This window comes from Deminuibacter soli (assembly GCF_003412455.1).
Lineage (GTDB): Bacteria > Bacteroidota > Bacteroidia > Chitinophagales > Chitinophagaceae > Deminuibacter > Deminuibacter soli.
Window position 1 is genome coordinate 1,087,602 of record NZ_QTJU01000001.1, and the last position, 20,248, is coordinate 1,107,849.

Here is a 20,248-nt window from a genome sequence, read left to right on the forward strand (position 1 = left end):
CAGCTTTTTATGAGTTCTGCAATACCTTTTACACAGTACAAATTGGGAGATATCCTGCTTAAAAACAGGTTGGTAATGGCACCGATGACCCGTGGCAGGGCCATTGATAACCAGCCTAACGAGCTGATGGCCGAGTATTACACACAGCGGTCGAGCGCCGGTTTAATTATTTCGGAAGGCATTGCCCCATCGCCCAATGGCCTGGGTTATGCACGTATGCCGGGCATTTATTCGGCGGAACAGATTGCCGGCTGGAAAAAAGTAACACAGGCAGTACATGCCAAAGGCGGTAAAATATTTGCCCAGCTGATGCACTGCGGCCGCATGTCGCACCCGCTGAATGTACCGGAAGGCGGTAAAATAGTGGCACCTTCGGCCATTGCCTCAGGCACGGATATGTGGACCGACCAGCAAGGTATGCTGCCTGCCCCTGTACCCGAAGCCATCAGCACAGCAGCCATTCCCCTCACGATAGATGAATTTGTACAGGCAGCCGAAAACGCCATTACTGCCGGTTTCGACGGTGTGGAATTACACAGTGCCAACGGTTATTTACTGGAGCAGTTTATGTCGCCCGGCAGCAACCATCGCAGCGATGCCTATGGCGGTTCTATTGAAAAACGCGCCCGCATGGTGCTCGAAGTGGCCCGCGCCGTAAGCCAGCGCATCGGAACAGGCAAAACAGCCATCCGTATCTCTCCCTTTGGCACAGCAGGCGGCATGGAAGTATATGAAGAAATAGCACAGGCTTATCAATACCTGGCTGCCGAGCTGCAGCAGCTGGGCCTGGTGTACCTGCACATTACCGATAACAGCTCGGCCGGTGTACCCGATGTACCGTTGAGCCTGAAACAAAGCATCCGCAAATTATTCAGGAATACATTGATACTCTCCGGCAGCTATGGCTACGATATGGAACGTGCCGAAGAAGACCTGAGCACCGGCCTGGCCAATTTAATTGCACTGGGCCGCCCTTATATCAGCAATCCGGATTTAAAAGAACGCCTGCAAAACAACTGGCCACTGGCAGAACCGGCATCGGCAAGTACATATTATGCAGGCACAGCAAAGGGATATACTGATTATCCAGTGTACAAGGAACAACCCGTACTGGCCTACTAATGTCCCTCCACATACAAACATGCATGGCAAAAGATATACGGCAGGAGCGCCGATACCTCCATGATACCAGCCCCTTCCTGTATCTTTGCCAGCATGTTAAAACAAACACTTATCAGCGCCACACAGGCAGGCGCAGCCGTTATAAGGGAGTATTTTAACGGCAACTTCAAAATATCCGAGAAAGAAGGCGTTAACAACCTGGTAACCGAGGCAGACCATGCTTCAGAAAAAGCCATATTCGCCGCCATCCGCGAACAGTTTCCCGGGCATTTTATTTTAAGTGAAGAAGCAGGTGAAATCATCCAGGATTCTACGTACAAATGGGTAATTGATCCCATTGATGGCACTGTAAATTTTGCCAACGGCATTCCCATCTGCTGCGTTTCCATTGCTATTGAGCACGAAGGCAAAATGATTATGGGTGCTGTGTACAATCCTTTTATCAACGAATTCTTTTTTGCAGAGAAAGGCACTGGCGCCTTTCTCAACGATAAAAAATTGCAGGTAAGCCAGAAGGGTGATTTGCTGAAAAGCTGCCTGGTTACCGGTTTTCCCTATACTTACCTTGATGCGCCCAACGGGCCGCTTGATGTTTTCGAAAAATTAATCCGCAAAGGCATCCCCGTACGCCGCCTTGGCAGTGCAGCCATTGATTTGTGCTGGGTTGCAGCAGGCCGCTTTGACGGTTTTTATGAACACAAGCTGCAGGCATGGGACAGTGCTGCCGGTTTTTTAATGGTAGAAGAAGCGGGTGGTAAAATCACCGATTTCAAAGGCGATTATTATAATCCCTACCAGCCGCACATTATTGCCACCAATGGCCATATTCACGATGAACTGCTGCGTGTGGTAAATGGCGGAACCTTATAAAATTCAAAAAACAAGCTCATGAGTGAGAATAGAACGGAGATTGCTTCTCTCGGTGAATTCGGCCTGATAGAACATCTCACCAAAAACTTTGAAACACAGCAGGCTTCCACCGTGGTAAGCGTGGGCGATGATGCAGCGGTAATTGACCATTTTGGCAAGCAAACCGTTGTTACCACCGATCTGCTGATAGAAGGCATTCATTTCGATTTAATGTATACACCGCTGAAACACCTTGGCTATAAAAGTGTGGTGGTAAACGTGAGCGATATCTACGCCATGAATGCTACTCCCACACAAATAACCATGAGCATCGGTATCAGCAACCGCTTTAGCCTCGAGGCCCTCGACGAATTTTATGAGGGTGTTTACCTGGCCTGTGAAAAATACGGCGTAGATTTAATTGGCGGAGATACTTCTGCATCGCAGAAAGGCTTTATTATTTCGGTAACGGCCATTGGCGAAGTTAGTCCGGGCCAGTTTGTGCAGCGCAGCACAGCCAATGTGGGCGACCTGGTTTGTGTAAGCGGCGATCTTGGTGGTGCATTCCTGGGTTTAACCCTGCTGGAAAGGGAAAAGAAAATTTACCTGGAAAGTCCGCAGGTGCAGCCCGACCTCGAAAATGAAAGTTATATTGTAGGGCGCCTGCTTAAACCGGAGGCCAGGAAAGATATTATACAGTTTTTTGAACAGCAGCAGATAAGGCCAACCGCCATGATGGATGTGAGCGACGGCATCAGCAGTGAAATACTGCACATTTGCCGCCAGAGTAAAACCGGTTGCCGCCTGTTTGAAGAAAAACTGCCTATTGCAGAACCCAGCAGGGCTGCGGCTTTTAAATTCGGCCTCGACCCAACGGTTTGCGCACTGAACGGTGGTGAAGATTACGAACTGATTTTTACCCTGAAACAGGAAGACCATGAGAAAATAACACTGAACGAAGAAATTTCAGTGATTGGTTATATCACCGACCTGGAAGAGGGGCATAAATTACAGACCAAGGGTGGCAATGTATTCAATATTACCGCCCAGGGCTGGAACGCATTTCATAAATGATCAAATTACAGCAACACTTCATTGGTTTTGTCCTTATCCTTTTGTTCGCATCCTGCGCTTCGCGCAAAGGCATTGCAGTAGCCGACCGCAGGTATGCACCCGAACAAGCCAGGGCCGATGTAGTGTTGCTGAAAAAAATTCTCGAAGCCAACCATCCCAGTCTTTACTGGTACACGCCCAAAGACAGTATTGATTATTATTTCAACGCAGTTACTGCGGGCATTACCGATTCACTAACCGAGCAGCAGTTTAAAAACAAAGTATCGTGGGTGGTAAGTAAAATACGCTGCGGCCATACTGCTGTACGCAATTCAAAAGCATATTACCGCGAAACAGGCAAGGTGCCCAGGCCGCAATTCCCGCTTATTATCAAAACCTGGAAAGACAGTATGGTGGTGCTCGCCAACCTGTTTAAGAACGATACCGTATTCACACGCGGCACAGTGATCACCGGCATCAACGGACTGAGCAATAAACAAATGCTCGATTCTATGTTTCAGCTCATCAGTACCGACGGCTATTCAGACAATTTCAAAAGCCAGGTCATCAGCATGAACTTTCCGGGTTACTACAGAAATAGCTTTGGCATCAGTGACAAGTATACCATTAACTATCTCGACAGCACCGGCAAGCCACACACCGGCACCATCGGCAATTACGATGTAAAGGCGGATACCGCAAAAAAATCAGTTGCAGTACAACACCTGCCGCCATTAACCCGCAGGGAACTGCGCAGGGCCGATCTCAGTGCCAAAAGAAGCCTTCGCATAGATACGGCCACGCACACGGCCTACATGCGTTTAACCACTTTTTCGGAAGGCAGGCTGCGCCGCTTCTTCGCCCGCTCGTTCAGGCAGCTGCACCAGCAACAAGTACAAAACCTTATTATCGATTTAAGGGAAAACGGCGGCGGCAGCATTGCGTTGAGCAATAAACTCACCCGCTACCTGTCAGATCATCCTTTTGTAACTGCCGATACCCTGGCCACACCCAGCCGCAGGCTGCGTTATGGTAAATACATTCACCCTGCATGGGTATATTGGATAAGCATGCATTTTGCAGCACACAAACAGGCAGACGGACGATATCACTTCATCCACTACGAAAAGCACGCGTATAAGCCCTACACCAAAAATCATTTCAGCGGACAGGTGTATGTATTGCAGGGTGGTTATACCTTTTCTGCGGCAACTATGTTTATTGCCAACATCAAAAGCCAGCCGAACGTAACAACAACAGGTGAAGAAACCGGCGGCGGCAGTTATGGCAATTCATCGGTACACCTGCCCAGCGTGCGCTTGCCCAACACCGGTTTACAGGTGGTACTGCCATTGTTCAGGGTGGTGATCAACAGTAAACAACCCAAAACAGGCCGCGGCCTGATCCCGGATATTGCTATTTACCCCACCAGCAATGCCATTGAACGCAATGCAGATATCAAGATGGAAAAATTACAGGCTATTATCGCAGCGCATGCTACGCCACAATAAGGCGTTCAACCCCAAGGTCTTTGTTTAATACCACCATCTCTGCCGGGTAACCGGCTTTCAGCAGCAACTTTTCATCAGTAAGGCTCAGCAGTTTTCCCTGGTACAGGCTGCACATGCGCAGCGCTTCGGGCAAATCGATATGTACTTTTTCTACCAGGTTTTTCAGGCCCTTTGCCATGGTTAAGGCAGAACCGCTGAGTATGCCGTTCGCTTCGTATTTATCGCCTGCAAGATAGTGCTGGTAAGGACCTTCAGTAGTGGTAGTCACCGCATCGGTAATGATAAACAGGCGGTCTTTCATAATTTTTTTCGCAATGCTAATGGCTGCAAAATCAACATGAAAGCCATCGGGTACAATACTGCATTTAATGGTATTGTGATTAAAGATGGCACCCACCAAACCCGGTTCACGGTGTTGCAGCGGGCTCATGGCATTGTACAGGTGCGTAGCTGTTTCAATGCCGCTGGTAAACATGTCACAGGCCTCATGATAAGTCGCATTGCTGTGGCCGGCAGATACCACTATGTTGTACGAACGTATCAGTGCCACAATTTCCCTGCTGCACACTTCGGGGGCCAGGGTAATTATTTTAATTACATCCCTGCCATATTCAAGCAGTTCTTTTACCTGTTCAACCGTAGGAGAAAAAATATATTGTTCAATATGCGCACCACGCTTCACCGGGTTAATCCAAGGGCCTTCCACATGCAGGCCCAATGCGCCTTTGCCGCCCTGGTTCCAGTAAGCTTTAATGGCATCAACACAGGCGAATATAACTTCGTAGCTATTGGTAGCAACCGTGGGTATGCAATAAGCTGCGCCGCCCTCTTTTGAATAATCTACAATAGCCTGCACGGTTGCTGCATCAGGGTAAACAGATAATAACCTGCCTGCGGCACCATACAGCTGGATATCGAGAAACGGTGGGGCAATTACTGCATCCTCACCAAAATTGACGATTTCAACGCCATCATCAACACTTACAATGGGCATCACCGATTCAATGATGTTATCGCTGGCAATGACTGCGTGGTTCCGCAGCATATCGGTTCCGGTAAATACCTGTGCGGCGGTGTAGGCTATTTTAGACATGCAGTATATTAAAGTAGTCCGCATCACGCCAAAACGGAAAACGGTTACGCGTTTCGTCGAGCTGCGTTTTTTGTAAGGTAATGGTATAAATATCTTCGTCGTTTTCCTTGTGGTACAGTATTTCACCAAGCGGGTCAATCACCATACTATCGCCGCTGTGGGCAATATTATTACCGTCGTTACCCACACGGTTTAAGCCAGCCACAAAACATTGGTTTTCGATGGCGCGTGCCTGCAGCAGGGTTTTCCAGGCAAGCTTCCTGCGCTCGGGCCAGTTGGCAACATAAATAAGCACATCATACTCCGGACCTGCATCTACAGTTGCCCCGCCATTTTCAGCAACAGCGGCCATTGACTGCCTGGCCCATACCGGGAAGCGAAGATCATAACAAACCTGCAGCTGAATGCGCCATCCCTTTACAGAAGCAATCAGCCGTTTGTTGCCGGGTGTATAATACTGGTCTTCTTTACCGTATGCAAACAGGTGGCGTTTGTTGTATATGCCGTATTGCCCATTGGGCAGCATCCATATCAAACGATTGTAGTATAAACCGCCTTCTTCAATAATCACACTGCCTGTAAGCACAATTTTCTTTTGTGCTGCCACACGTTTCATCCACTTAACCGTTGGGCCATTCATGGGCTCGGCCAGTAATGCAGGCTGCATGCTGAACCCGGTGCTGAACATTTCAGGCAGTACCACAATTTCCGGTTTCCCGGTAATGCTGTTGATCTTTTGCTCCAGCATTGCCAGGTTGGCTTTTTTATCTTCCCAGTATAAAGCCGTTTGTATTAAGGTAAGGCTCAGTGAAGACATAGATAGATGAATTAACCGTTAACCAGTTTAGCCGCACGTTCCAGGTCTTCAGGTGTATCAATTTCAACGCCCATATAATCTACAATGGCCATTTTGATAGATACGCCGTTTTCCAGGTAACGCAGGCATTCAATTTTTTCAGCTGCTTCCAGTGGTGTCATGGGCCAGCTGGTAAAATTCAGCAGGGCCTGCTTGCGAAAAGCGTATACACCAATGTGTTCATAATAGGTAATGGGATGATCATTTGCACGCGGGTAAGGAATTACCGAACGGCTAAAGAACAGGGCATTACATTTTTTATCTACAGCAACTTTCACATAGTTGGGATCGTCGATAAACCGTTGCTCCTTTAACACCTGCATCAGGCTGGCTACCTGTACTTTTTTTCCCTCTTCCCCTTCAAACAAACGCAGCAGTTTATGTAAAGGTTCTTTTTTAACAAAAGGTTCATCTCCCTGCACATTCACCACAATATCTGCAGGAATATTGGCCACGGCTTCGGCAATGCGGTCGCTCCCGCTTTCGTGCTGCTTTTTGCTCATTACGGCCTTTCCGCCATGTGCTGTTATTTCGTTGAAAATAATATCGCTGTCTGTAGCAACAATCACTTCGTCAAAAAGACCGGTAGCAACGGTGTTGTCGTAAGTATGCCGTATCACCGGTTTATTTCCCAGCTGTTGCATTAGCTTGGCAGGGAAACGTGTGGCAGCATAACGTGCGGGAATCAGTGCAATCTTTTTCATGCAGAAAAAAGTTTTTTCAGGCAGCAGTTCATTGCCTGCTTTAAATTACTGCAAAGATGCGGATAGCTGCTTATATGCGCGGGAAAATAATGGGACCGGGATTGGTGTAAGGTTTAACGTTTGAAGTTTAAAGTTGGAAAGTGTACGAGCCTTCTCCGGAGGATACTTGTGGGATCCTGTTGAATCCCTCCCGGATTGAACCTTAAACATGAAACTTCAAACGTTAAACCCAAGCCCCTAGTACGTAAGCAGGTTGGCCAGCAGTTTCAGCTGTATTTCAGATGCCTTGGCGGCATACGTAAGATTGATTAGTGAATATCCCGCATTTTCAAAGCTTTGCTGGGCGGTGATTACATCAACAATGGTTGCCTGGCGCAGCTGAAAACGCTGCAGCACCAGCTCCAGCAACTGTCCCGACAATGCGTAGGTGCCTTTGGCAGTTTCAAGCTGTTGCAGGTTGTTGTTGTATGCCTGCCACGATTTTACCGTGGTGGATGTATAATCCCGGATAGCCATGCTTTTCTGCAGTTTGGCATTGGCGGTATTGATCTCTGCCACCTTGGTTTGCTTACGGTAAATATTGCCGTTGAAAATCGGGATGCTCAGCGTTGCGCCGATATAAGGACCATAGTTCTGGTTGAACAACACATTGCCCGCACCGTTTTTGGTTCTGGAATAGTTGTAACCGGCATTAGCACTCAGCAACGGGTACATTTGTGAAGCAATTTCCTTTTCACGCAGTTCATTAATGCGTATCTGCACATCGGCATTCAGCAGCCTCGGGTTGCGGGCGTACATATTATTCAGTACCGAATCAAGGCTCACCTGTTTATCTACCAGTATGGTGTCATTGATGGTGATCAGCGAATCAGGACGCAGGGTAAGCAGGGTTAACAGGTCTGTTTTGCCCTGGTCAATCACCAGCTGCTGCGATTGCAATGCCTGCTGCTGGGTATTTAAATCAACCTGTGCCTGAAACAAATCTGCGTTGTTGGCCATACCTACTTCTTTCTGCGCTTTGATGATCGACAGCTTTTGCTGTGAAACATCAATTGAACGCTGTAATGTTCGGGCATAGCTCTGCTGGCGTATTACATCGTAGTACTTCAGCATTACATTGGCTTCCACGTTAATGATCATGGAATCGACCGACTGCTCAGACAACAATTGCAGCTGCTCCAGCCTGTGTTTGGTGGCAACAATGTGCATGCCATTGTACAACACCATACCGGCCGATAAGCCGCCGCTGAGGTTATTGCTGTAAGTGCCGGTACGTTCAATAATTTCGCCTGTATTCAGTTTCTGTTTTACGGCGGTATTCTGTTCTGTGTTCGCGAGGTTTACGCCTACCTGCGGCAAACCGCCTGCCACACCATAATCGTTGTTAATGGTGTTTGCCTTCAGGTTGTTTTGTACCACCTGTATATCAAGGCTGTTTTTGAGTGCGATGTTGATGGCATCGTGCAGGGTAAGATTTTGCGCCGCCGCAGCCAGCGGACCTATCGCCAAACAAAAAAAGACGATTCTTTTCATGTACTGTTGTCTTATTAAAATGTTGCTGCGCGGCAAGCCGCGCAGCAATGGTTCTATTCTGTAATTTCTGTTTTGTGTGCTTTGTGTTTGCCTGAAATGTACGTGTATACCGCAGGGATTACAAAAAGCGTCAATATCAGTGAAAATATGATACCACCTACTACCACAATACCCAATGGAATACGGCTGGTAGAAGCCGCACCAAGGCTCATCGCAATAGGCAAGGCACCCAGTGATGTGGCAAGGCTGGTCATTAAGATAGGACGAAGCCTTTGCTGCGCCGCTTCAATTACCGCTTCGCGTTTAGGCAGACCCATTTCACGTTTCTGGTTGGCGAACTCAACGATCAGGATACCATTTTTTGTTACCAGGCCAATCAACATAATCATACCGATTTCGGAGAAGATATTGAGCGTTTGGTTAAAGGCATACAAGCTCAGCAATGCGCCGGAAAGGGCCAGCGGCACGGTAAGCATAATGGTAAACGGATCGAGGAAGCTTTCGAACTGCGCAGCCAGTACCAGGTAAATAAACACAAGTGCCAGCACAAACGCAAACATAATGTTCGAGGAGCTTTCTGCATAGTCGCGCGAAGCGCCAGACAACGCGGTTTGATAACTCGCATCCAGCAGGCGGTTGCCGATAGCCTGCATGGCTTTAATACCGTCGCCAATGGTTTCGCCTTCTGCCAGCGATGCTGATATGGTAGCGGCTTTGTAACGGTTAAAGTGATACAGGGTGCTGGGGTTGCTGCTTTCTTCCAGGTGTACAACGGCGTCGAGCGGAATGTTGTTGCCGTTGCTGCTGCGCACGTACAGTTTTGAAATGTCTTCCGGTTTGTTACGGTCTTCACGGTCTACCTGGCCAATTACCTGGTATTGAAACCCGTTCATAATAAAGTAAGCCATCCTGCCGCCGCTGAATGCAGCCTGTGCTGCACCAATCACATCTGCGGTAGACAGGCCAAGATCTTTTACTTTCATGCGGTCTACCGTTAACTGCACCTCGGGTTTATTGAATTTCAGGTTTACGTCAACGTTAGAGAATGTTTTATCCTTACGCGCCTCATCCAGGAATTTCGGGATCATCTGCTTCAGCTTATTCAAATCCTGGTTCTGGATTACAAATTGAACCGGCAAACTGGATCGCGAACTGGAACCCACAGAAATGGTTTGTTCCTGCACCGCGAAAATACGCCCGTCGTTAAAGCGTTTCAGTTTGCGTTGCAGTTCATTGGCAATATCATTCTGGCTCCTGTCACGTTCGCGCGGGTCAATTAAACCCAGTCGCGGCTGTGCACTGTTCGAAGCGCCAAAACCACCGCCACCGCCTGCACGGGCAAAAACGAAATCGCGTTCAGGAACAGAATCATACAGGAACTGGCTGATTTTATCCGTCATATCCTGCATGTAGCTGTAGCTGGTTCCTTCTGCTGCTGTTACTGTAAAGCGGATACTGCTCCTGTCTTCCAGCGGGGCAATTTCACTGCGCAGGCTGCTCATGGTAAACCAGATCAGCACACCACATACAACGATAATCACCCAGGCAACCCAGCGAAGCCGCATAAAACCGGTGAGCAGGCGTTTGTAACCATTTTCCATTCCCTGGAAAAAGGGTTCGGTCATGGTGTAAAACTTACCGTGCGATGAATCTTTCCGTGTAAGGTATACGTTCAGTACCGGTGTAATGGTTAATGATACAAAGGCCGAGATCAGTACCGCAGCAGCCAGTACCACACCAAATTCGCGGAACAGGCGGCCTACGAAACCTTCGAGGAAGATTACAGGTAAAAACACAATGGCCAGGGTGATAGAAGTAGAGATAACCGCAAAAAAGATTTCCTTACTGCCTTCCAGCGCCGCCTTTCGGATGGGTAGCCCTTCTTCCAGTTTACGGAAGATGTTTTCCGTTACCACGATACCGTCATCCACCACCAGGCCTGTTGCCAGTACTATACCCAGCAGCGTAAGCACGTTGATGGTAAAGCCGCAGATGTACATGATGAAGAAGGTGGCGATCAGTGAAATCGGGATATCTATCAGCGGGCGCACCGCAATCAGCCAGTTGCGGAAGAAGAAGAAAATTACCAGTACCACCAGCGCAAAGGCTATCAGCAGGGTTTCTTTTACTTCTTCCAGTGAGTGGCGGATGTTGAGGGTGTTATCGATCAGTACGTTCAGTTCAATATCGGCCTTGTTTCCTTTTTTAATTTCTTCGAGGCGCTTGTTAAACTCATCTGCAATCTGGATGTTATTGGCACCCGGCTGCGGAATTACGGCCAAACCAACAGCGTTTACACCATTGTATTTCCAGCCCTGCTCAGGCGATTCCGGACCCAGTTCTACGGTGGCAATATCGTTCAGGCGTACAATACCACTGCTGTCTTCATGAATAATCAGATCGCGGAACTGCTGCTCGCTGGTTAAGCGGCCCACGGTGCGAATGGTTAACTCGGTATTGTTACCATATATTTTACCTGGGGGCAAATCAACGTTTTCGCTGTTCAGTGCGGTTTGTATATCGTTGAATGCTACGTTGTAGGCACTCATTTTATCGGTATTCAGCCACAAACGCATAGAGTAGCGTTTCTGACCAAAAATGTTTACCGAGCTTACCCCGTCGATGGTTTGCAGCTGTTGCTGCAATACGTTTTCGGCGTAGTCACTCAGCTCCATAATGCTTTTTGAGCGGCTCTGTACGGCCAGCAGCAGAATGAAATCGCTGTTGGCGTCGGCCTTGCTTACCACAGGCGGCGCATCAATATCCTGCGGCAAACTGCGCTGCGCCTGGCCTACTTTGTCGCGCACGTCACTCGCTGCGGCTTCCAGGTCGGTACCCAGGTTAAACTCAACGGTAATATTACTGTTGCCAAGCGAGCTGGATGAGGTGATGGTTCTGATACCGGGAATACCGTTGATCTGCTTTTCAAGCGGTTCGGTAATCTGGCTTTCGATAATATCGGCATTGGCGCCGGTATAGCTGGTAGATACGTTAATGGTAGGCGGGTCAATGGCCGGGTAATCCCTTACAGCCAGGAAGGTATAACCCACCACGCCCAGCAATATGATAAATATGTTCATCACTGTGGCAAACACGGGCCTTTTCAGTGATAATTCGGATATATTCATTTTTTTGGTATGCGCTTTTCAACAATTAGATCAAATTATTCTGCCGTTTGCGGAAGCGTGCTGTCTTTCAGCTGCTCAAGTGTTTGCACCTTGCGCACTTTTACAGGCCCGTTGGGTAAGGCAAACAATACACCGTTTACAACAATGGTATCGCCTGCTGCTATGCCTTTTACAACCGCCACGTTGGTTGCCTGGCGCAAACCGGTGGTTACGTTTACAAATTTGGCCCTGCCACCTTTTACCAGTACCACCTGTTTGTTTTTATCGTCGGGTATAATGGCGTTGGTTGGTATCATAATGGCCCTGGCATCGGTACCGGCACCTACATATACTTTCGCAAAAGCGCCGGGGTTGGTTTCACTCTTGTTTTCCAGCACGGCCCTTATTTTCAGGTTACGGGTAAGTGCGTTGGCGGTTGGCTCAATGGCGGTAACCAGGGCTTTGCGGCGGGTTGCTTTCAGCGCATCGTTTTCTACTTCCACTGTTCCGCCTATGTGTACCAGGCTGCCGTAATCTTCAGGTATGGTAAAATCAATTTTCAGCTGGTTCAGCTGCTGAATGGTGGCCAGTATGCTGGCCGGGGTAATATACGCACCGGGGCTCACCTGCCTCAAACCCACTGTACCGCTGAAAGGTGCGCGTATCACGGTTTTATCAATCAATGCCTGGGTATATTGTATATCGGCCTTGTAACCGTTTACCGTGTTCAGTGCTGCATCGTAATCGGCCTGGTTTACACCATTAATGTCGAGCAGTTTGCGCAAACGTTCTTCTGTTTTAACCGCCAGGTCAAGCTGCACTTTTGTTTTGCTCAGCTGTGCCTGCAGGTCTGCATCGTTGATACGCGCAATAACGGTTCCTGCGGTGATGTACTTTCCTTCGGGCACATTGAGGTAAGTAATACGGCCGCTGATTTCGGGATGCAGCTCAACATATTCGTTGGCTAATACCGTTCCGTTGGCTTCTACCGTGTTGGTAACTGATGAATACCGGGCAATCAATACATCCACAATGGTGTTTTGATTGCTGTTTTTTGTTTGCTGGGCTGGTTGCTTTTTTCCGCCACAGGCTGCCAATAATATTGCGAGCGAAGCAGCCGTTGTAATTGAATGAAAACGTGACATCCGTAGGTAATTTGTCTATTAATGTGATAAAGATAGCCAGATTTTGCCCCGCTAAAAATGCATACGGTGAACCGGTTGAAAAAACGGGTGAGCGTGCCGCATTTGCAAATGCTTAACAATTCGCGCCACAGCGTACGTTGCAGCGCTGCTTCACAAAAAAGGGCTGTACAACCAGCGTCGCACAGCCCTTTTAATCAGATGATATTTTAGTTATTATTCAACTGTTTGTACCAGGTGTACAAACTTGCCGTCTTTGTTTACACCTTCCAGCACTACGGTGAGTTTTTTACTGATATCGTTGTTGTAAAACTCTACGGTGAAATGGTGATTTTTGGGGTCGGTCAAAATGTACGGATTCCAGTACAGCGTTGAACGCAAATCCGGTTCATCAGAGACGGTGGTTGAATAATTGGGCGAGTAAAACTGTTTGTAAGGCGTATAACCCGGCAACAGCCTGGAATCGAGCCCTTTGCCCGGCTCGGCTTTCACATCACCGCCTTTTTTGGTATACACCACAATGGCACCGCCCGATCCGCCGCCAAAGCTGCCGAAAAAGGGTGGGCGGAATACTTTGATATAGGCCACATCGCTCATAGAAATGTTCTGCAGTTGCTGCGCATCGGTAGGCATTTCATCGAGGTAAAACGTGGGGGTGCTGCCGCGCCAGGTGGCGCTTGCCTGCGAACCACCGCCTGTTGCATTGCTTATCTGCAAACCAGCCACCCTTCCCTGCAGGTATTGAAATACGCTGTACGAGCTTTGTGCCACCACATCGTTGCCCACATCAAACTGGTAAGCATCGCCGCCTTTAAACAGGCCGCTGGTGTAGCGGTCGTCCAGCAGGTCTATGGGGCGCTTGGCTTTTGCTTTTACCGTAACGCCTTCCAGCGTGGTCTCTTTCAGCAGTTTGGCCAATCTTGCCTGTTCTGCTGCAAAAAAGCGACTGCGGCCCAGGCCGGTTGTATCGTGCAGCAGCCAGTTGGCAAACAAGGGTATATTGGCCACTGTGCCGGGTGCAGGCAATAACCCGGTGCTGAAGGTTACAGCAGCCCTTTCTGCCAGGTCGCGCTTTTTGTTAAACTGGTAATACACTTTTACGGTATCGAAGAATATCATATCCGGCTGACTGAATGTACCATTACTCGCCAATGGCAGAAACACCATGGATTGTGTGGAATCTTTCGCTTTGAATATAATATTGATAAAGCCGGCTTCACGTATCTGGCTGGGCGTAGTGCCGTATACTTTACCCAGGAACGACATATACGAGCTGTCGCGCCTGTACTTAAGCTGTGGCCATTTATCTGCCATCAGGCTTTCCCAGTCAATTTTACGCCACCCATTGGTAAGCATTACCAGGTCAAGCTGCTGCTTCAGGCTGTCGCTGCCGTTTTTAAAATAGGCTGCGGGGTTGTATACCGGCCCTTTCAGTTCGCTGGTCAGCAACAGGTGCGAAACAATATTGTCGCTGGTATCGGTGCCTACCCCGCCATCAATAACGGCGAGCGAGAGGTTGGCACCTACGGTGTCGGGCACGTCAATATCAATAAAGTTTTTCGCGCGCCTGCGTGTATCGCCCACTACATCCAGTGTGGGTGCAAAGGAATAGTTCTGGTTGTTGATAAAACAAGCACGTTCTGCAACCGGTACCCAGTTGGCGGTGAACAGTGTTACCAGCATTACACCAGAGGGAAAATTATCGGTAGGAATGCCACCGCCAATGGCTACGCTTTCTGACAAGTCAACTCTTGCACGGTACACCAGCTGCTGTTGCATGCTGGCTACTACATACAGGGTTTTCAATTCATCCGGCGCCTCGGCAGTACGTTCTACCAGAAAGTTTTTACGGTTGCCGAATCCGCTGAGTTTAAGGGTTGCGCCTGTTTGTTTCACAGCCGGCAGCTGCGTGGTGTGTGCCTGCTTCTGTTCGTCTGTCCAGTAAGCGGTATAGGTTTCACCGGCTTTTGCATCAATATTGAAAAAGCCCATGCCATCGTGTTTCGTTATCAATGAATCGAGCTTCTCCCCTTTGCTATTGCGCACAGACCCTTTTACCGCAACCGGCTTGCCCCATTGGTCGGTAGCTTTAAACGCCACCTTGCCGTTTACGCCGTTCAGCAGGTCGCCACCTTCCGGCAAAAACTTAATTTCTGCCTTAACGGTTACGGCTTCCGGTTTTTTGGCAGACAGCTGCAGTACCCGCAGGTCTTTATTAAACAGGAAGGCCGAATCAAAATTCTGCATCCAGGTAGTGTATGCGCGCACATGAATCAGCTGTCCTTTAAAGCTTGCCGGTATATCAAACTGGCCTTTGGCCGATGCATCGATAATAGGCGTTGCCGTGTGGTACAGCACATTGCCTGATGCATCTATCCAGTCTACATAAAAGTTTTTACTGATGTCTGACGGCAGGATACCTGCCTCTAAATACGCTTTGAACCAGATGGTTTCGCCGGGGGCATACACCGACTTGTCGAAATGCAGGTAAGCGCGTTCCTGGGTAAACTCCTCACCCAGCTTCGCCAATACCGAATCTACCTTTTGCGCATAAGCACCCAATCCTGGAATAAGTCCCGCCAATAAAAAAGCATACAAACGCTTCATAAGTAGTAGTATAATAATTTAGTGTTCACCGTTACCCATGGCATCATTCACCAATAAGTTGCTGGTTAAGGTTTTCTAAAAATAATAGATTTATACTAGCTGCAACGCCGCAGGTTTAATGCAGCACCATTTTTAACATTCTCCGGCCCGCATACGGCTGTTTTTGAACAAAACAGCAACCCTGTGCATTTCATTTAGCAACGCGCTTGCAAGGCCGCTTGGCGTATTTTTGTACATCTAATGTATTACCATGAAAGTTGCACCTATGCCGGTTAATGAAAAAGAGCGTTTGGCTGAGCTGTACCGCCACGAGCTGCTCGATACACCTTATGAAAAGGATTTCAACGATATTGTGCAACTGGCCTCGCAAATTTGCCAGGTGCCTGTTTCTGCCATCAGTTTAATTGATTCGGGCAGGCAATGGTTTAAAGCAAAAGTAGGGATCGAATACCCCGAGGGACCGCGCAGCGAATCGTTTTGCGGCCATGCCATTCTCGAAGATCACCTGTTTGAAATACCCGATGCCCTGCAGGACGAACGTTTTGCCGACAACCCCGCAGTTACAGGCACTATCGGCATCCGTTTTTATGCAGGCATGCCGCTGGTTACCGAAAAAGGGTATAAACTGGGTACCTTGTGCGTGGGCGATACAGTTCCCCGCCACCTCAGCGAAGAGCAGCAGTATACATTGAAAGTGCTGGGCAGCCAGGTAATGCGCCTGTTCGAGCTGCGTATCCGTAACAACGAGCTGCAAAACCTGATACGCACACAGGAACGCATTATCTCCATTGTGTCGCACGATGTTCGCAACCCGCTCGCTTCGCTCAAATCTATTCTCGAACTGCGCCAGCAGGATATGGTATCACAGCAGGAAGCCGATGAATTGATGGCCATGTCGGCCAGGCAAATGGAAAGCACCATTGACATGGTGAACAATGTGGTGGAATGGGGCCGTCTTCAAATGAAACGTGAACACCTGAAGCAGGAAATAAACATACACGAACTGGTGAAGAAGGTATTTGCCGGTTACGAGCTCACCACTTCGCTTAAGCACAACCAACTGGTAAACGCAACCAATGAGCAGGTATTTGTCTGGTACGATGCACAGGCCCTCCAGTTTATACTGCGCAACCTGGTTAACAATGCCATCAAGTTTACTGAAAATGGTACCATCACCGTAAGCACAGAAACTTCCCCGGAAGGCAGCACCTGCATAAAGGTTTGTGATACGGGTGTAGGCATCGACCAGGATAGAATCTCTACCATGTTCGATACCCATAAAAATTTCAGCACCCCGGGCACACAAAATGAAAAAGGCAGCGGACTGGGTTTAATACTCATCAAAGAGTTTATGAATAAGGTTAAAGGCGCCATGCATATCACCAGCCAGCTGGGTAGGGGTACCTGTGTAAGTATTTGCCTCTGAGTTTTACGCGGAAGCATGTAATTTCAGGCACAATTATTCTGCATGAGAAAACTGCTTTTGCCTTTATTACTGGCCGCCGGCTGCCAGGTAGCCATTGCCCAGAAAACGGATAAAAAACTCGAAAAACTGCTCGGCGAAGCGCTGCAGGGCTTTAACGGGGAATCAGGTATTTATGTACACGACCTGAACCACAACAGGGTGGCCGCCATCCGGGCAGACAGCCTTTCGCCCACTGCCAGCATGGTTAAAATGACCATACTCACCGGCATTATGGATAAAATTCACCGCGGAGAATTAGACTACCACCAGCAATTGGTGTACAAAGATTCTCTCCTGTACGCAGGAAGTGATATTCTCGGCTCCTTCAAATCAGATGAAAAAATTGAACTCAGTAAGGTAATTATGCTGATGCTTACCACCAGCGACAACACTGCCAGTTTATGGCTGCAGAGTTTGGCGGGCGGCGGCACCCGCATCAATGCCATACTCGACAGTATCGGTTTTACCGCTACCCGTGTGAACAGCCGCACACCCGGCCGCGAAGCCAACAGGCAACAATATGGCTGGGCACAAACATCGCCGCGCGAAATGGCTGGTTTAATGGAAAAAATAGTACAGCACCAGTTGGTCAGCGACAGCCTTAGTGAACGCATGCTGCGTTTGCTTGGCCGCAATTACTGGGATGAAGAAGCCATTTCCGTTATCCCTTCGGATGTGTTTGTAGCCAGTAAAAACGGTGCGGTAGATGCCAGCCGCAGCGAGGTATTGTTTGTGAATGGGCGTGGCAGGCGTTACATTTTCTGCATTTGCACACACAACAACAAAGACACCAGCTGGGTACCAGGCAATGAAGCCTGGGTGCTTACACGCAAAATATCGAAGCTAGTATGGGATTATTACGGCAAATAACCGGGTTATTTCCATAAATGATACACAACAAAACTAAACAGGTAAGCCAGGCCGGTCATGTACACCAGTTGCACGATCGGCCATTTCCAGGTGCGCGTTTCACGTTTTACCACTGCCAGCGTACTCATACACTGCATGGCCAGCACGTAAAATACCATCAATGAAAAGCCGGTTGCCACGGTATATACTTTAGAGCCATCTTCCCTGCGCGCAGCAGCCATCTTCTGGCGCAGCGAGCTGTCGTCATCACTTTCACCAACACTGTACAGGGTGGCCATGGTACCCACAAACACTTCACGTGCTGCAAAAGAGGTAACCAGTGCAATGCCTATTTTCCAGTCAAAACCCAGCGGCTTAATGGCCGGCTCAATGCCCCGGCCAATAATGCCGGCAAAAGAATGCTGCAGTTTTTCGGCGTTGTAGGCATGTTTTACTTCTTCCAGCCGGGCAGAATCGTTTTTATATTGCGCCTGCATCACTGCATATTTCGCATCTACCTGGTGCATGGCTTTCGATGGACCGTAAGAGCTCAGAAACCACAATATCAGGCTTATCACGATAATTACACGGCCTGCATCCATCATAAAAATGCGCGCCTTTTCTACCATGGTAATACCCACGTTTTTCCAGCGTGGTGCCCGGTATATGGGCAGTTCAAGTATAAAAAAGCTTTTTTCCGTAAGCCTGATGATAAATTTCAGTACATAACTCACCACCAGTGCCACCACAATACCCAGCAGGTACATACTCATCATTACCAGCCCCTGCACGCTTAAAAAACCGAGGTAGTATTTATTGGGCACCACCAGCGAAATTAATATGGTATACACCGGCAGCCTGGCGCTGCAACTCATCAGCGGTGTAATCATAATAGTGAGCAGGCGTTCTTTTTTATTTTCAATATTGCGTGTACTCATGATAGCCGGCACCGCACAGGCAAACCCGCTGATCATCGGCATTACACTTTTGCCATTCAGTCCAACCTTGCGCATCAGCTTGTCGCTTAAAAAACTGATACGCGCCATGTAGCCGGTATCTTCCAGGATGGTGATAAGGCCAAACAATATCATGATCTGCGGTATAAACACAGCTATGCCGCTGATACCTGCCACCAACCCGTTTACCAGCAAATCACTCCACCAGGCTTCCGGCAATACATTATTCAGCCAGCTGCCCAGTTGGGTAAACAGCCATTCAATACCATCCATGGGGTATTGCGCCAGCCAGAATATGCTCTGGAACAGTAAAAACAGCGTGCCAAGTAAAATGAGATACCCCCAGATGCGATGCAGTAAAATATTGTCGAGCTTTTCGGTAAACAGTTTTTTCTGCAGCGGATCGGGCTCCACCACATTTTTCTGCATAATGTGCTTAATGCGCGTGTAACGCTGCATTATTTCAGTTGCCTGCGTTTTGGTGGGATTAAATTTATTGGCCACTTCCAGCGCTTCAATTTCTTCCTGCCGCGATTGCGGAAGCGGGAAATTTTCGTGGTTAATGAGGTAATGCACCGAAGCGTAATCGCTCAGTTTGGGAAACAGCTGCTGAACACCTTCAATAGCCTCCGGCGCCATTTCACGGTTGGGAATAAAATCCCGGGAGGGCGCCTGGTACTGCACACCGGTATGGTCTTTCCCGGCTGTTTGCGCCAGCGTTTTCTTAAGCTGCGAAAGCCCTTTGTTTTTGCGCGGGTTTACCAGTATTACCGGCACGCCCAGCTCGCGTTCCAGCCCGGGAACATCTATTTCAATACCCTTTTTACGGGCAAGATCCATCATGGTGAGGGCCACTACCACCGGAACTTTCAGGTCAATAATCTGGCTGCAGAAAAGCAGGTTGCGCTTCAGGTTGCTGGCATCGGCCACCAGCAGTACCATATCATGCTCCACCTCTTCGTCTACCCCCATCATTACCCGGTAAGCCACCCATTCATCGGCCCTGCGCGGGTACAGACTATAAGTGCCGGGTAAATCAATGATAGTGGCAGATACGCCGCTTTCCAATGCGGTTACGCCAGTTTTCTTATCAACGGTAACACCGGGAAAATTACCCACTTTCTGGTTCAGGCCAGTAAGGGCGTTAAATAACGACGTTTTTCCGCTGTTGGGGTTACCTACCAGTGCTATATGAATATTCCTTGCAGACAATATTTCTGTTTCAATCTGCAAATGTAAACGGCTGCTACGGTATATCCTTACGAGAACAGGAAGAATTAACGCAACAGTAGCGCCCTGGCGTATAAAAGGGTATATCTTTTGCCATGGCTAATATGTTATCCACGCATATTTAACCCATAAACCCGGCTATGTACCTTTACAGCGTCAAACCCAAGTATT

General features: G+C 48.5%; 14 protein-coding genes. 6 read left to right on the forward strand and 8 right to left on the reverse strand.

Annotated features, from left to right (window positions below; all coding sequences use genetic code 11):
• Positions 1–9: 9 nt before the first annotated feature.
• From DXN05_RS04715 to DXN05_RS04730, 4 genes are all read left to right on the forward strand, one after another.
• Positions 10–1,122, forward strand: coding sequence for an alkene reductase (locus DXN05_RS04715; RefSeq protein WP_116846030.1), 1,113 nt, complete (start codon positions 10–12; stop codon positions 1,120–1,122).
• Between the two features lie 93 nt (positions 1,123–1,215).
• A complete protein-coding gene (locus DXN05_RS04720; protein WP_116846397.1) occupies positions 1,216–1,992 on the forward strand; it encodes an inositol monophosphatase family protein in 777 nt (258 codons plus the stop codon).
• Between the two features lie 18 nt (positions 1,993–2,010).
• Positions 2,011–3,045: a thiamine-phosphate kinase gene (thiL, locus tag DXN05_RS04725; RefSeq protein WP_116846031.1), complete on the forward strand. Its 1,035-nt coding sequence runs from the start codon at positions 2,011–2,013 to the stop codon at positions 3,043–3,045.
• Positions 3,042–4,535, forward strand: coding sequence for a S41 family peptidase (locus tag DXN05_RS04730; RefSeq protein WP_116846032.1), 1,494 nt, complete (start codon positions 3,042–3,044; stop codon positions 4,533–4,535). The genes thiL and DXN05_RS04730 overlap by 4 nt, the downstream gene beginning before the upstream one ends.
• Here DXN05_RS04730 and nagA read toward each other — a convergent pair.
• From nagA to DXN05_RS04765, 7 genes are all read right to left on the reverse strand, one after another.
• On the reverse strand, positions 4,522–5,628 hold the full coding sequence (nagA, locus tag DXN05_RS04735) for an N-acetylglucosamine-6-phosphate deacetylase (RefSeq protein ID WP_116846033.1): 1,107 nt from the start codon (positions 5,626–5,628) through the stop codon (positions 4,522–4,524). The genes DXN05_RS04730 and nagA overlap by 14 nt on opposite strands.
• Positions 5,621–6,445, reverse strand: a complete 825-nt coding sequence (locus DXN05_RS04740) for a nitrilase family protein (protein WP_116846034.1) — start codon at positions 6,443–6,445, stop codon at positions 5,621–5,623. The genes nagA and DXN05_RS04740 overlap by 8 nt, the downstream gene beginning before the upstream one ends.
• Before the next feature lie 11 nt (positions 6,446–6,456).
• Positions 6,457–7,188, reverse strand: a complete 732-nt coding sequence (kdsB, locus tag DXN05_RS04745) for a 3-deoxy-manno-octulosonate cytidylyltransferase (RefSeq protein WP_116846035.1) — start codon at positions 7,186–7,188, stop codon at positions 6,457–6,459.
• Positions 7,189–7,425: 237 nt separating this feature from the next.
• Positions 7,426–8,721, reverse strand: a complete 1,296-nt coding sequence (locus DXN05_RS04750; RefSeq protein ID WP_116846398.1) for a TolC family protein — start codon at positions 8,719–8,721, stop codon at positions 7,426–7,428.
• 53 nt (positions 8,722–8,774) lie between these two features.
• Complete coding sequence (locus DXN05_RS04755) at positions 8,775–11,849, reverse strand: efflux RND transporter permease subunit (protein WP_116846036.1); 3,075 nt, start codon at positions 11,847–11,849, stop codon at positions 8,775–8,777.
• Positions 11,850–11,884: 35 nt separating this feature from the next.
• Positions 11,885–12,973 carry an efflux RND transporter periplasmic adaptor subunit gene (locus DXN05_RS04760; RefSeq protein WP_116846037.1) on the reverse strand — a complete coding sequence of 363 codons (1,089 nt, stop codon included), beginning with the start codon at positions 12,971–12,973 and terminating at the stop codon, positions 11,885–11,887.
• A 213-nt stretch (positions 12,974–13,186) separates the two neighbouring features.
• Complete coding sequence (locus tag DXN05_RS04765) at positions 13,187–15,577, reverse strand: TonB-dependent receptor plug domain-containing protein (RefSeq protein WP_116846038.1); 2,391 nt, start codon at positions 15,575–15,577, stop codon at positions 13,187–13,189.
• A 250-nt stretch (positions 15,578–15,827) separates the two neighbouring features.
• Between DXN05_RS04765 and DXN05_RS04770 the strand changes: the two genes are divergently transcribed.
• Positions 15,828–17,003, forward strand: a complete 1,176-nt coding sequence (locus DXN05_RS04770; RefSeq protein WP_116846039.1) for a GAF domain-containing sensor histidine kinase — start codon at positions 15,828–15,830, stop codon at positions 17,001–17,003.
• 42 nt (positions 17,004–17,045) lie between these two features.
• The gene (locus DXN05_RS04775; RefSeq protein WP_116846040.1) at positions 17,046–17,912 is read left to right on the forward strand and encodes a serine hydrolase; all 867 of its coding nucleotides are present in this window, start codon (positions 17,046–17,048) and stop codon (positions 17,910–17,912) included.
• Positions 17,913–17,917: 5 nt separating this feature from the next.
• Here the strand turns inward: DXN05_RS04775 and feoB are convergent, their stop codons facing one another.
• Positions 17,918–20,059 (reverse strand): ferrous iron transport protein B, encoded by a 2,142-nt coding sequence (feoB, locus tag DXN05_RS04780; RefSeq protein WP_116846399.1) that lies wholly within the window; start codon positions 20,057–20,059, stop codon positions 17,918–17,920.
• Positions 20,060–20,248 lie beyond the last annotated feature (189 nt).

What these genes read in the sequence shown, in the direction of transcription:
- thiL (WP_116846031.1), top strand. Translation starts at nt 2,011, where the DNA reads ATGAGTGAGAATAGAACGGAGATTGCTTCTCTCGGTGAATTCGGCCTG.
- DXN05_RS04765 (WP_116846038.1), bottom strand. Translation starts at nt 15,577, where the DNA reads ATGAAGCGTTTGTATGCTTTTTTATTGGCGGGACTTATTCCAGGATTG.
- DXN05_RS04740 (WP_116846034.1), bottom strand. Translation starts at nt 6,445, where the DNA reads ATGTCTTCACTGAGCCTTACCTTAATACAAACGGCTTTATACTGGGAA.
- DXN05_RS04750 (WP_116846398.1), bottom strand. Translation starts at nt 8,721, where the DNA reads ATGAAAAGAATCGTCTTTTTTTGTTTGGCGATAGGTCCGCTGGCTGCG.
- DXN05_RS04720 (WP_116846397.1), top strand. Translation starts at nt 1,216, where the DNA reads ATGTTAAAACAAACACTTATCAGCGCCACACAGGCAGGCGCAGCCGTT.
- DXN05_RS04755 (WP_116846036.1), bottom strand. Translation starts at nt 11,849, where the DNA reads ATGAATATATCCGAATTATCACTGAAAAGGCCCGTGTTTGCCACAGTG.
- DXN05_RS04775 (WP_116846040.1), top strand. Translation starts at nt 17,046, where the DNA reads ATGAGAAAACTGCTTTTGCCTTTATTACTGGCCGCCGGCTGCCAGGTA.
- nagA (WP_116846033.1), bottom strand. Translation starts at nt 5,628, where the DNA reads ATGTCTAAAATAGCCTACACCGCCGCACAGGTATTTACCGGAACCGAT.
- DXN05_RS04730 (WP_116846032.1), top strand. Translation starts at nt 3,042, where the DNA reads ATGATCAAATTACAGCAACACTTCATTGGTTTTGTCCTTATCCTTTTG.
- DXN05_RS04760 (WP_116846037.1), bottom strand. Translation starts at nt 12,973, where the DNA reads ATGTCACGTTTTCATTCAATTACAACGGCTGCTTCGCTCGCAATATTA.
- kdsB (WP_116846035.1), bottom strand. Translation starts at nt 7,188, where the DNA reads ATGAAAAAGATTGCACTGATTCCCGCACGTTATGCTGCCACACGTTTC.
- DXN05_RS04715 (WP_116846030.1), top strand. Translation starts at nt 10, where the DNA reads ATGAGTTCTGCAATACCTTTTACACAGTACAAATTGGGAGATATCCTG.
- DXN05_RS04770 (WP_116846039.1), top strand. Translation starts at nt 15,828, where the DNA reads ATGAAAGTTGCACCTATGCCGGTTAATGAAAAAGAGCGTTTGGCTGAG.